This window comes from Streptomyces sp. 2P-4, from assembly GCF_030167965.1.
Lineage (GTDB): Bacteria > Actinomycetota > Actinomycetes > Streptomycetales > Streptomycetaceae > Streptomyces > Streptomyces globosus_A.
This window is the reverse complement of sequence record NZ_CP095011.1, coordinates 4,979,811-4,992,617: the sequence shown is the minus strand read 5'-3', so window position 1 is coordinate 4,992,617 and position 12,807 is coordinate 4,979,811. Positions and strand designations below refer to the sequence as shown.

Sequence of the window (12,807 nt, the reverse complement as noted above, 5' to 3'; positions counted from 1 at the left end):
TCAGGCCCCCGCCCCGTACCCGGCCGGCAGGTGGACCATCTTGTGCTCCAGGTACTCGCCGAACCCCTCCGGCCCGAACTCCCGGCCCAGCCCGCTGTTCTTGTAGCCGCCGAACGGCCCGAGGACGTCCAGGCTGAAGGTGTTCACGTTGAAGGTGCCCGTCCGCACCCCGCGGGCGAAGTCGATGCCGCGCTCGACGTCCGCCGTCCACACGCTGCCGCTCAGCCCGAACTCGGAGTCGTCCGCGATCCGCAGCGCCTCCGCCTCGTCCCCGTACGGGATGAGGCAGACCACCGGGCCGAAGATCTCCTCCCGGGCGATCCGCATCGCGTTGTCCACCTCCCCGAAGAGGGTCGGCTCGACGTACCAGCCGCGCTCCAGGCCGGCGGGCCGGCCGCCTCCGGCCAGGACCTTCGCACCCTCCTCCTGCCCGATCGCGATGTACTCCAGCGACCTGCGCCGCTGCCGCTCGGCGACGAGCGGGCCGACCTGCGTCGCGGGGTCGAGCGGGTCCCCGACGACGAGGGCCCCGGCGGCCGCGGCGAGCGCCTCGGCGATCTCGCCGTAGCGGCTGCGCGGCGCGAGGACGCGGGTCTGGGCCACGCACGCCTGCCCGTTGTTCATCCAGGCGGCGGGCACGATCCCGGCGACGGCCGCGTCCAGGTCGGCGTCGGGCAGGATCACGGCGGCGGACTTGCCGCCCAGCTCCAGGGTGACCCGGGCCAGGTTCCGCGCGGCGACCTCCATCACCCGCCGGCCGGCGGCCGCCGAGCCGGTGAACGACACCTTGTCCACGCCCGGGTGCCCCACCAGGTACTCGCTCACCTCCCGGTCGGCGGGCAGTACGGACAGCACGCCCTCCGGCAGCCCGGCCTCCCGGGCGATGCCGGCGAGGAGGTACGAGTCCAGCGGCGACTCGGGGGACGGCTTCAGCACCACCGGCGACCCCGTCAGCAGCGCGGGCGCCAGCTTCGCCGCGGCCACGAACTGGGGGACGTTCCACGGGATGACGGCCGCGACGACGCCCACCGGCTCCCGCCGCACCAGGATCGGCCCGAGCGCCCCCTGGCGGCGCTCCTCGAACGGGAAGCCGCGCGCCACCTGTACCGCGGCGTCGTAGACCATCATCGGGCCGAGCGCCTGGGCGAGGATGCTCCAGGAGTACGGGGAGCCGTTCTGGGAGCTGATCGAGCGGGCGATCTCCTCGTGGCGGACGGCGAAGGCGTCCTTGATCCGCGCCACGACCGCGATCCGCTCCTCCAGCGGCATCCGCGGCCAGGGGCCCTCGTCGAAGGCCCGGCGGGCGGCGGCCACGGCGCGGTCCACGTCGCCCCGGGAGGCGTGCGGGACGCTGCCGATGACCTGCTCGGTGTGGGGGGAGACGACCTCGATCGTCCCGGCGCCCAGCGGATCCACCCATTCCCCGCCGATGAACAGCTGTCCGTGGTCCACGCGCTCGGTCATGGCTGATGCCTCCTGCGGCTTGGCGTTCCGGAACTGATACCAGTTCCAGTTCGAGGAGTCCACGGCTCCCGCACGACCTCCGGAGATCCGGTACTGGCGATCCGGCCCGGCACATGGTCGACTGGGGCTACCACTGCAACACGTTCTCGCCAAGTGGCTCCGCCGGACGCAGACAGGACCCCCTCATGCCACGGAACGCACCCCAGCAGCCGCCCCGCACCCCGCCGCCGGCCCCTCCTGCGCCCGCCCCGCCCCGCGCCACCGACCACGGCGGAGGCGTCCACTCCCTCGCGGTGCCCATCCCGGACAACCCGCTCGGCCACACCCTCGTCCACGTCCTCGACACCGGCCGCGGCCCCGTCCTCGTCGACACCGGCTGGGACGACCCCGCCTCCTGGGACACCCTCACCGCAGGGCTCGCCGCCCTCGGCACCGCCGTCGGCGACATCCACGGCGTGGTCGTCACCCACCACCACCCCGACCACCACGGCCTGTCCGGCCGGGTCCGCGAGGCCTCGGGCGCCTGGATCGCCATGCACCCCGCCGACACCGAGGTCGTCGTCCGCACCCGGTCCGCCCCGCCCGGCGCCTGGTACGCGTACGTCCACGACAAGCTCGCCGCCGCCGGCGCCCCCGAGGAGCACCTCGCGCCGCTGCGCGCCGCCCGCCGCGACCCGCGCGGCATCCCCGGCCTGCAGGCCGCAGTCCCCGACCGGGACATCGTCCCCGGCGAGCTGCTGCCCCTGCCCGGGCGCCGCCTGCGCGCCGTCTGGACCCCGGGCCACACCCCCGGGCACGTCTGCCTGCACCTGGAGGAGCGCCACCCGGCGGGCCTGCCCGGCAACGGCCGCCTCTTCTCCGGCGACCACCTCCTGCCCGGCATCTCCCCCCACATCGGCCTCTACGAGGACCCCGACGGCACGGCGGGCGCCCTCGACCCGCTGGGCGACTACCTCGACTCCCTCGAACGCGTCGCCCGCCTCGGCCCCGCCGAAGTCCTCCCCGCCCACCAGCACGCCTTCACCGGCGCCCCCGACCGCGTCCGCGAACTGCTGTCCCACCACCGGGAGCGGCTGGCGGGGCTGCGGCGGCTGCTGGCGGCCCGGCCGCTGACCCCGTGGGCGCTCGCGGAGCGCATGGAGTGGAACCGGCCCTGGGAGGACATCCCGTACGCCTCCCGCACCATCGCCGTCTCCGAGGCGGAGGCGCACCTGCGGCGCCTGGTGAAACAGGGCCGGGCGGAGCCGGTCCCGGGCAGCGACCCCGTGGAGTACCGCGCCGCCTGACGGGCCGGCGGGCCGCGGCCGGCGGCCGGACCGGGCACCGCCGCGGCCTGCGGCAGGGGCCGCGGACGGCCGCCGCCTCCGGCCCCCCGCAGTACCGGCCGGTACAGTGAGGGCCGTCGTCCACCCTCCGTACGGGGGAAAGCCGGTGCGATTCCGGCGCTGACCCGCAACCGTGACCCGCCCAGGCAGCCCTGCCGGGCGGCAGCCGGAACGCCCCGTACCGAGGTGCGCGGCTCGCGCCGCCGGATCCCCCGGCGGCCGGCACCGTCGAGGAATACGGAGCCGGAGCCGGTGCCCCCGCACCCTGCCTCCGGCCCCCCTGCAGGAGAGGCACCGCCCCCATGAACGTCCGCCGCAGCGCAGCCGCGCTCGCCGCCTCCGCCGTGCTGTGCGCCGGCGCCGCCCCCGCAGCCCTCGCCGCGCCGGCCACGCCGTCGCCGTCGGCGCCGCCCGTCGTCCCGTCGGGCCTGTACGGCAAGAACGACCCCACCTACGACGGGGTGTGGCGGCAGTCGATCGCGCTGCTCGCCCAGCACACCGTCGGGGTGAAGCCCGCCAAGGAGGCGGTGGCCTGGCTGGCCGGCCAGCAGTGCGCGAACGGCGGATTCGCCTCCTTCCGCGCCGACGCCTCCGCGGCGTGCGGCGAGCAGACCGTGTACGACACGAACGCCACCGCGGTGGCCGTGCAGGCGCTGAAGGCCCTCGGCGGGCAGGACGCCGCGGCGAAGAAGGGCGCGGACTGGCTGAAGTCCGTCCAGAACGAGGACGGCGGCTGGGCGTACGTCCCGGGCTCGCCGAGCGAGGCCAGCTCCACCGCCGTCGTCATCAGCGCCCTCGCCGCCGCCGGCGAGAAGCCGGCCGAGGTGAGGTCGAAGGCCGGCAAGTCCGCGTACGACGGCCTGCTCGCCTTCCGCCTGCCCTGCTCCGCGGAGCCCGCCACGGACCGCGGCGCGTTCGCCTACCAGCCGGTGGACGGCAAGCTCCTCGCCAACGCCGACGCGACGGCCGCCGCGACGCTGGCCGCCCTCGGCAAGGGCCTCGTGGTCGCCCCCGCCGCGAAGGACACCCCGGCGGGCACCGAGTGCACCGACGGCGCCGCCCCCGAGGCCGCCGCCGAGGCCGCCGCAGGGCACCTGGCCGCCGCGCTGAAGAAGGACGGCCACCTCACCGCCGTCGCCCCCGGCGCCGACCAGCCGGCCCCCGACACCGGCAACACCGCCGACGCGGTCCTCGCCCTGGTCGCGGCCGGGCACAAGCAGTCCGCGGCCGGCGCGGTGGAGTGGCTGAAGGGCAACTCGGCCGACTGGGCCAAGGGCAGCCCGGCCGCCCTCGGCACCCTCGTCCTCGTCGCGCACGCCACGGGCACCGACCCGAAGGCGTTCGGCGGGGCGGACCTGGTCACCGCCCTGAACGCGACGGGCCCCGCCCCGCAGGCCGCCGCCGGCTCCGCGACGGACGAGCCCGCGAAGCAGGACGACGACGGCGAGGAGGGCTCCGGCGGCCAGGGCGTCTGGTGGATGATCGCCGTCGGCGCGGCCGCCGGCATGGGCATCGGCATCCTGCTGAGCGGCCGCCGGAAGAAGAACCAGCTCTGATGCGCCGCGGCCTGACCCCCCTCCGCCCCGCCGCCGCTGCGGCGGCGGCCCTGCTGTCCGTGCCGGCCCTGCTCCTGGCGTCCGCCCCCGCCCACGCGGCGGGCTACCGCTACTGGTCGTACTGGGACGGCGCAGCCGCAGGCGGCTGGCAGTACGCCCAGGTCGGGCCGTCGATGGCCCGCCCCGCGGACGGCTCCGTGCAGGGCTTCCGCTTCGCGGTCAGCGCGGACGCGGCGGCTCAGGCCGCCCAGCCCCGCACCCCGGCCGACTTCACGGCCGTCTGCGCCACCACCCCGGCCGCGGAGGGCCGCAAGCGCATAGCCGTCGTCGTCGACTTCGGCGTCCCCGCCGACGCGCCGGCGGGCGAGGCACCGCCGCAGGACGCCCCGCGCACCGCCTGCGCCCAGGTCGCCCCGGACGCCAGCGCCGCGGAGGCGCTGGCCGCGGTGGCGAAGCCGCTGCGCTACGACGGGTCGGCGCTGCTGTGCGCGATCTCCGGCTACCCCCGGCAGGGCTGCGGCGAGCAGATCGCGCAGGAGCCCGACCCGGCGGCCGCGCCGACCGGGAAGCCCGCGGCCGCGGAACCGGAGGCCGGGGCCGACGGCAGCGGCTGGACCGGTCCGCTGGCGGGCGGGGCGGTTCTGGCCGCGGTCGCCGGCGCGGCGGTCTGGCAGTCCCGCCGCCGCTCCCGGTGACACCCCTGCCGAAGACGGGCGCCGGGGACCCGGGCTCGGAGGGCCCGGGCTCCGGGAGGCCGGCCGCCGAGGGCGCGGGCCGTGCGGGCTCCGCTGCGGGCGGGCCGGTCCCCCGCCCCCGGCACACCGGCCGCGGCGCCGCCCCGTCCGCCGACCAGCCCGCCGTCCCGTCCGCCGTCGAGCCCGCTGCCGGGCCCGGCGGGGCGGCCGTTCGCGGGCCCGGCCCGCGGCGCCCCGCCCGCCCCGCCCGTCCCGGGCCGCTCCGGCGGCTGCGGGCCCCGCTGGCACGGCGGGGCAACGCGCTGCACGCCGGGGCGTGGTGGCTGTGGGCACTCGGCCTGGCCGCAGCGGCCTCCCGGACCACCAACCCGCTCCTCCTCGGCCTGATCGCGGCGGTCGCCGGCTATGTGGTGGCCGCGCGGCGCACCTCCGCGCCGTGGGCCCGCTCGTACGGGGCGTTCCTCAAGCTGGGCCTCTTCGTCATCGGGCTGCGCGTGCTCTTCTCCGCCCTGCTCGGCTCGCCGCTGCCGGGCACGCACGTGCTGTTCACCCTGCCCGAGGTGCCGCTGCCGGACTGGGCGCAGGGGGTCCGGCTCGGCGGTCGGGTCACCGCCGAGCAGCTCGTGTTCGCGTTCTACGACGGCGCCAGGCTGGCCGTCCTGCTGGCCTGCGTGGGCGCGGCGAACGCGCTCGCCGGCCCGGCGCGGCTGCTGAAGTCCCTGCCTGCCGCCCTGTACGAGGCCGGGGTGGCGGTCGTCGTCGCCATGACGTTCGCGCCGAACATGGTCGCGGACGTGGCCCGGCTGCGGACGGCCCGCCGGCTGCGCGGCCGCCCGACCGGCGGGGTCCGGGCCGTCCTCCAGATCGGCCTGCCGGTGCTGGAGGGCGCCCTGGAGCGGTCCGTCGCCGTGGCCGCCTCTATGGACGCGCGCGGCTACGGCCGTACCGCCGGAGTCCCGGCCGCCGTCCGCCGTACGACCGCCTGCCTCACGCTCGGCGGCCTGCTCGGGATGTGCGCGGGCACGTACGGGCTGCTGGCCGCGGAGGGCGCCGCGTACGGGGTGCCGGCGCTGCTCGCCGGCCTGGCCCTGGCTGTGGCGGGGCTGCGCCTCGGCGGCCGGCGCAGCGTGCGGACCCGCTACCGGCCCGACCGGTGGGGGGTGCGGGCGTGGCTGGTCGCGGGCTCCGGCGCGGCCGTCGCCGTGCTGCTCGCGTACGCCGCGGGCGCCGACCCGCAGGCGCTGCGGCCGGGCGTCATCCCGCTGGCGGCGCCGGAGTTCCCGCCGGGTCCTGCGGCCGCCGTCCTGATCGGCCTGCTTCCCGCCTTCGTGGCACCCGTACCATCCGAGGAGTCGTCCCCGTGATCCGTTTCGAGCAGGTGTCGGTCACGTACGACGGCGCCTTGCGGCCGGCGCTGGGCGGCGTCGACCTCACCGTTCCCGAGGGGGAGCTGACGCTGCTCGTCGGCCCGTCGGGGGTCGGCAAGTCCACCCTCCTCGGGACCGTATCCGGGCTGGTGCCGCACTTCACGGGCGGCACCCTCCGCGGGCGGGTCACGGTCGCCGGGCGCGACACGCGCACGCACCGGCCGCGGGAGCTCGCCGACGTCGTCGGCACGGTCGGGCAGGACCCGCGGGCCCACTTCGTGACGGACGTGGTGGAGGACGAGCTGGCGTACGGGATGGAGTCGCTGGGCCTGCCGCCGGCCGTGATGCGCCGCCGCGTCGAGGAGACCCTCGACCTGCTGGGCCTGAACGAGCTGCGGGACCGCCCGCTGTCCGCGCTGTCCGGCGGGCAGCAGCAGCGGGTCGCGATCGGCTCCGTCCTCACCGCGCACCCGCGGGTGCTGGTACTGGACGAGCCGACCTCCGCGCTGGACCCGGCCGCGGCCGAGGAGGTCCTCGCGGTGCTCCAGCGCCTGGTGCACGACCTCGGCACGACGGTGCTGATGGCGGAGCACCGGCTGGAGCGGGTCGTCCAGTACGCCGACCGCGTGCTGCTCCTGCCCGGCCCGGGCGCGGCCCCGGTGCTGGGGGCGCCTCAGGAGGTGATGGCCGTCTCGCCCGTCCGCCCTCCGGTGGTCTCGCTGGGCCGGCTGGCGGGCTGGTCGCCGCTGCCGCTGTCGGTGCGCGACGCCCGCCGCCTCGCGGACCCGCTGCGCGCCCGGCTTGCCGCGGCGGGGTCCGGGTCGATGCCGGGGCCGGGGTCCGGGCAGGAGCCGGCGGGCCGCGCGGTCGGCCCCGTACCCGTGTCCCTGCCCGCGGCGGCTCCCGCGCCTGCGGCCGCGCCCCGGCCGGGCGGGCTCCTGGCGCGGCTGCTCCGCCGCGGCGGTGCGACCGCACCCGCCGCCGCGCCCTCCGCCGCCTCGGACGCCGCGGTGGCGCGGGTGCGCGGCCTGTCGGTGCGGCGGGGCCGTGCCGAGGTGCTGCACGGTGTGGACCTGGAGGTGGCGGGCGGCGAGACGGTGGCGCTGATGGGCCGCAACGGCGCCGGGAAGTCGACGCTGCTCTCCACTCTGGTGGGGACCCTCGCCCCTGCCTCGGGGGAGGTGTCGGTCGGCGGCCTGGCCCCGCACCGCACGGCCCCGGCCGAGATGGTGCGCCGCGTCGGCCTCGTCCCGCAGGATCCGCGCGACCTGCTGTACGCGGACACGGTGGCCGGGGAGTGCGCCGCCGCGGACGCGGACGCCGGCGCGGCCCCCGGGTCCTGCCGGGCCCTGGTGTCGGCGCTGCTGCCCGAGGTGGCCGACGGGACGCATCCGCGGGACCTGTCCGAGGGGCAGCGCCTGGCGCTCGCCCTGGCGCTGGTCCTGACGGGCCGGCCGCGGCTCCTGCTGCTCGACGAGCCGACGCGGGGCCTGGACTATGCGGCGAAGGCCCGCCTGGTGGGCATCCTGCGCGCGCTGGTGGCGGACGGGCACGGCATCGTCCTTGCGACGCACGACGTGGAGCTTGCGGCGGAGCTCGCCGACCGGGTGGTGGTCCTCGCGGGCGGGGAGGTCGTCGCGGACGGCCCGACCGCCGACGTGGTGGTGTCGTCGCCGGCGTTCGCCCCGCAGGTCGCGAAGGTGCTGGCGCCGGGCCGCTGGCTGACGGTGGCCGAGGTGGCGCGCGCCCTGGACGGGCCGCCCCTGCCGGCCGGCGCCGATGGGCCGGAGGGTGCGGCGGGTGCCGCGGGGCCGGAGGCGGCGCGGTGAGCCGGCCCGTCCGTATCGGGCCGCGCGCGGCGGCCGCCCTGGTGCTGGTCTCGCTGATCGGTGTGGCCGCGTTCGGCTGGCCGCTGCTGGCCGACGCCGGGTCCGGGCTCGCACACGCGCAGGACGCGCCGTGGCTGTTCGCCGCGCTGCTGCCGCTGCTCGTCGCCGTGGTCGTCGCGACCATCGCCGACCAGGGCCTCGACGCCAAGGCGGTCGCGATGCTGGGGGTCCTCGCCGCGGTGGGAGCCGCGCTGCGGCCGCTGGGCGCGGGGACGGCCGGCCTGGAGCCGATGTTCTTCCTGATGGCGCTGAGCGGGCGCGTCCTCGGCCCCGGCTTCGGGTTCGTGCTGGGCGCGGTGACGATGTTCGCGTCCGCCCTGCTGACCGGCGGGGTCGGGCCGTGGATGCCGTTCCAGATGCTGGCGATGGGCTGGTTCGCGCTGGGCGCGGGGCTGCTGCCGGGGGCGCGGCGGATCCGGGGCCGGGCGGAGCTGGCGATGCTGGCGGCGTACGGGTTCGCGGGCTCGTTCGCGTACGGGACGGTCATGAACCTGCAGGGCTGGGTGCTGCTCCAGGGCATGGGCCAGGGCATCTCCTTCCACCCGGGGGACCCGGTCGGGGCGAACCTCGCGCGGTTCCTGGCGTACTGCGCGGCGACGTCCCTGGGCTGGGACCTGGGGCGGGCCGTCCTGACGGTGGTGCTGACGCTGCTGCTGGGCGGGACGCTGCTGAAGGCGCTGCGGCGGGCGACTCGCAAAGCGGCGTTCGAGGCGCCCGTTTCCTTCGATCCGGGGGCCGGAAGTGGCCCCGACCACACAACAAAAGGGGCATAGGCGGCTACACGGGGTGAGTTCGGGCCCTCTGGAGCGTGAGGCGCCCCATAGGACCCACGTCACATACGACCCCGCCTAGTGGACGGCGGGCGCCCGCCGCCCGGCCGCGGATCGGGCGCCGCGCGGGGGCGGGCGGGGCCCGCCGGGCGGGCCGCACGGAGGGGCCTCCTCCGAGGGTCCGTAGTAGCGGTGGGCCTTTGTCAGGGCCGCCGGGGCCTGGCTAACTGGTGATGTCGCCACGGCGGCCCGGGCCCACAGCCCGCCGCCCGATGAGCCCCTCTCCCCCGTGTGAGTGACTCACGCATGCCTTCTGCATGCGGCGGCCGCACCCCGTCCCCTACGGAAGGCTCTCCGTGTCCATCTCCGTCATCCGCCGCATCGCCGCTTCCAAGAAGACCCTCGCGGGTACCGTCGTCGGCCTTGCCGCCGCCGGTTCCATGCTGGCCGCCGTTCCCGCGCAGGCCGCCCCGACGAGCGCCAAGGCGATCGCCCAGCAGATGATCAAGGACCCGGCCCAGTTCGCCGCCTTCGACAAGATCATCTCCCGCGAGAGCGGTTGGGACCACACGGCGACGAACGCGTCCTCCGGCGCGTACGGCCTGGTCCAGGCCCTGCCGGCCTCCAAGATGGCCTCGGCCGGCTCCGACTGGAAGACGAACCCGGCCACCCAGATCAAGTGGGGCCTGGACTACATGAACGAGCGCTACGGCTCCCCGGTCGGCGCCTGGAACTTCTGGCAGGCCAACCACTGGTACTAAGCCGCGGCAGCATGCCCCGGCACGACACCGCACCGCCGCCCCGGCACGACGCCGGCGCGGCGGTGCGGTGCAGTGCGAAGGCCCCGGTGGCCGGCCTCCCCAGGCCGGCCACCGGGGCCTTCGGCTTCCCATCCCAGTGGGCTTCTCGGTGTCACAGCCGCTGGATGATCGTGCCGGTCGCCTGGGCGCCCCCCGCGCACATGGTGATCAGCGCGAACTCCCTGTCGCGGCGTTCCAGCTCGTGCAGCGCGGTGGTGATGAGCCGGGCGCCGGTCGCGCCGACCGGGTGCCCGAGCGCGATGGCCCCGCCGTTGACGTTGACCTTGTCGAGGTCCTGCTCGAAGACCTGCGCCCAGCTGAGGACGACGGAGGCGAACGCCTCGTTCACCTCGACGACGTCGATGTCCCTGAGGGACATGCCGGCCTTGCCGAGCACGGCCCGCGTCGCGTCGACCGGCCCGTCCAGGTGGTAGTGCGGGTCGGCCCCGACGAGCGCCTGCGCGACGATCCGCGCGCGGGGCTTCAGCTTCAGGGCGCGCGCCATCCGGCGGGAGGCCCACATCAGCGCGGCGGCCCCGTCGGAGATCTGCGAGGAGTTCCCGGCGGTGTGGACCGCGGTCGGCATGACGGCCTTGAGCCCGGCCAGCGCATCCATGCCGGTGTCGCGCAGCCCCTCGTCGCGGTGCACCAGCCGCCACATGCCCTGGCCGGCGGCCTGCTCCTCCTCGGTGGTGGGGACCTGCACGGCGAACGTCTCGCGCTTGAACCGCTCCTCGGCCCAGGCGGCAGCGGCGCGCTGCTGGGAGAGCAGGCCGAGCCGGTCGACGTCCTCGCGGGACAGGCCCCTGCGGCGGGCGATGCGCTCGGCGGCCTCGAACTGGTTGGGCAGGTCGACGTTCCACTCGTCGGGGAACGGCTTGCCGGGCCCGTGCTTGGAGCCGGCGCCCAGCGGGACCCGGCTCATCGCCTCGACGCCGCAGGCGATCCCGATGTCGATGACGCCGCCGGCGACCATGTTCGCCACCATGTGGTTGGCCTGCTGGGAGCTGCCGCACTGGCAGTCCACGGTCGTCGCCGCGGTCTCGTACGGCAGTCCCATCGCGAGCCACGCCGTGCGGGCGGGGTTCATGGACTGCTCGCCCGCGTGGGTGACGGTGCCGCCGACGATCTGCTCGACGCAGTCGGGCTGGATGCCCGTACGGGCGAGGAGCTCGCGGTAGGTCTCGCCGAGCAGGTACGCGGGGTGCAGGTTGGCGAGGACGCCCCCGCGCCTGCCGATCGGCGTGCGTACGGCTTCGACGATGACGGGTTCCGCGGCCATGGGATCGTCCTCTCCTGCGCAGCGCTGCCGGCACGGCGGGACCGGGCGGGCCGTTCCCGGCGCCCCGCCCGCACCCCGAAATTGGTACGCGTTCTAGTTCTCTCCCCGAAGTCTTATGACCGGCGGGCCCGGCACGCAAGGGTCTTGCATCCGGCCTCCACGGATTCCACACGCAACCGGCCGCGCGGCCCCTTGCCACTTCCGGAGCCCGTCACTACCTTCTGCCCAATTGCTGATGGGCCGTCAGACTTGGAGTGCCGCGATGACCTGTCCCGCGCTGCCCGAAGGCTTCGACGCCACCGACCCCGACCTCCTCCGGGAGCGGGTCCCCCTCCCGGAGTTCGCGCGGCTGCGGCAGACCGCACCGGTGTGGTGGTGCCCCCAGGAGCGCGGCACCACCGGCTTCGACGACGACGGCTACTGGGCCGTGACCCGGCACGCGGACGTCCGGTACGTCTCCACGCACCCCGAGCTGTTCTCGTCGGCCACGAACACCGCGATCATCCGCTTCAACGGCGGCATCGCGCGCGAGCAGATCGACGCCCAGCGGCTGATCATGCTGAACATGGACCCGCCCGAGCACACCCGGGTGCGCCAGATCGTCCAGCGCGGCTTCACGCCGCGGGCCGTCCGCGGCCTGGAGGGCGCCCTGCGCGAGCGGGCGCGCCGCATCGCGGAGCAGGCCCGCGCCACGGCGGCAGCGGCAGCGGGCGGAGACGGGGGCAGCGGGGACGGGGGGTTCGACTTCGTCACCCAGGTGGCCTGCGAACTCCCCCTCCAGGCCATCGCCGAACTGATCGGCGTCCCCCAGGAGGACCGGCTGCGCATCTTCGACTGGTCGAACAAGATGATCGCCTACGACGACCCCGAGTACGCCATCACCGAAGCGGTCGGCGCCGAGGCCGCCATGGAGCTCATCGGCTACGCGATGCACCTGTCCGCGGCCCGCAAGGAGTGCCCCGCCAAGGACATCGTCACGCAGCTCGTCGCCGCGGAGGGCCAGGGCAACCTCGGCAGCGACGAGTTCGGCTTCTTCGTCCTCCTCCTCGCCGTCGCCGGCAACGAGACCACCCGCAACGCCATCAGCCACGGCATGCACGCCTTCCTCACCCACCCCGGGCAGTGGGAGCTGTACAAGGCGACGCGGCCCGCGACGGCCGCCGAGGAGATCGTCCGCTGGGCCACCCCCGTCGTCTCCTTCCAGCGCACCGCCACCCGCGACACCGAACTCGGCGGGCAGAAGATCCGGGCCGGCGACCGGGTCGGCCTGTTCTACGCCTCCGCCAACCACGACCCGGAGGTCTTCACCGACCCGGACGCCTTCGACATCACCCGCGATCCGAACCCGCACCTGGGCTTCGGGGGCGGCGGCCCCCACTTCTGCCTCGGCAAGTCCCTGGCCGTGATGGAGATCGACCTCATCTTCAACGCCGTCGCCGACCACCTCCCCGACCTGCGGCTGACCGGCCCGGCGCCGCGCCGGCTGCGGGCCGCCTGGCTCAACGGCATCAAGGAGCTGCGGGTCAGCCACCCCTGACCGCGGGTCCGGGGCGGGGCCGGTCGGGGCCGGGCCGAGCGGCGTACGGAGACGATCTCGACAAGCTGCGGTAACGGCACGCCATCGATGCCATCCCGGCCATTGTGGCGGCGGCGGGACGG

At 76.3% G+C, this 12,807-nt stretch carries 10 protein-coding genes; 8 read left to right on the top strand and 2 right to left on the bottom strand.

Going from position 1 to position 12,807, the window contains the following annotated elements; translation table 11 throughout:
- Positions 1-1,464 carry an aldehyde dehydrogenase gene (locus tag MUK52_RS22105; RefSeq protein WP_114057387.1) on the bottom strand — a complete coding sequence of 488 codons (1,464 nt, stop codon included), beginning with the start codon at positions 1,462-1,464 and terminating at the stop codon, positions 1-3.
- A gap of 185 nt (positions 1,465-1,649) precedes the next feature.
- On the opposite strand from MUK52_RS22105, the gene MUK52_RS22100 reads away from it, so the two are divergent.
- From MUK52_RS22100 to MUK52_RS22070, 7 genes are all read left to right on the top strand, one after another.
- Positions 1,650-2,750 carry a Strvi_7410 family MBL fold metallo-hydrolase gene (locus MUK52_RS22100; RefSeq protein ID WP_284579409.1) on the top strand — a complete coding sequence of 367 codons (1,101 nt, stop codon included), beginning with the start codon at positions 1,650-1,652 and terminating at the stop codon, positions 2,748-2,750.
- A gap of 341 nt (positions 2,751-3,091) precedes the next feature.
- Positions 3,092-4,345 carry an SCO2321 family membrane protein gene (locus MUK52_RS22095; RefSeq protein ID WP_284579407.1) on the top strand — a complete coding sequence of 418 codons (1,254 nt, stop codon included), beginning with the start codon at positions 3,092-3,094 and terminating at the stop codon, positions 4,343-4,345.
- A complete protein-coding gene (locus MUK52_RS22090; RefSeq protein WP_284579404.1) occupies positions 4,345-5,040 on the top strand; it encodes an SCO2322 family protein in 696 nt (231 codons plus the stop codon). Before MUK52_RS22095 ends, MUK52_RS22090 begins: the two co-directional genes overlap by 1 nt.
- A 269-nt stretch (positions 5,041-5,309) precedes the next feature.
- Positions 5,310-6,404, top strand: coding sequence for an energy-coupling factor transporter transmembrane protein EcfT (locus tag MUK52_RS22085; protein ID WP_114058890.1), 1,095 nt, complete (start codon positions 5,310-5,312; stop codon positions 6,402-6,404).
- Complete coding sequence (locus MUK52_RS22080; RefSeq protein ID WP_284579402.1) at positions 6,401-8,236, top strand: ABC transporter ATP-binding protein; 1,836 nt, start codon at positions 6,401-6,403, stop codon at positions 8,234-8,236. Before MUK52_RS22085 ends, MUK52_RS22080 begins: the two co-directional genes overlap by 4 nt.
- On the top strand, positions 8,233-9,069 hold the full coding sequence (locus MUK52_RS22075) for an ECF transporter S component (RefSeq protein ID WP_114057392.1): 837 nt from the start codon (positions 8,233-8,235) through the stop codon (positions 9,067-9,069). The genes MUK52_RS22080 and MUK52_RS22075 overlap by 4 nt, the downstream gene beginning before the upstream one ends.
- A 353-nt stretch (positions 9,070-9,422) precedes the next feature.
- Positions 9,423-9,827 (top strand): aggregation-promoting factor C-terminal-like domain-containing protein, encoded by a 405-nt coding sequence (locus tag MUK52_RS22070; RefSeq protein ID WP_246042676.1) that lies wholly within the window; start codon positions 9,423-9,425, stop codon positions 9,825-9,827.
- A gap of 151 nt (positions 9,828-9,978) precedes the next feature.
- Here the strand turns inward: MUK52_RS22070 and MUK52_RS22065 are convergent, their stop codons facing one another.
- Entirely contained in the window at positions 9,979-11,148 is a 1,170-nt protein-coding gene (locus tag MUK52_RS22065) for a steroid 3-ketoacyl-CoA thiolase (protein ID WP_284579397.1), read from the bottom strand.
- A gap of 262 nt (positions 11,149-11,410) precedes the next feature.
- Here MUK52_RS22065 and MUK52_RS22060 point away from each other — a divergent pair, with 262 nt between their 5' ends.
- Positions 11,411-12,685, top strand: coding sequence for a cytochrome P450 (locus MUK52_RS22060; protein ID WP_284579395.1), 1,275 nt, complete (start codon positions 11,411-11,413; stop codon positions 12,683-12,685).
- Positions 12,686-12,807 lie beyond the last annotated feature (122 nt).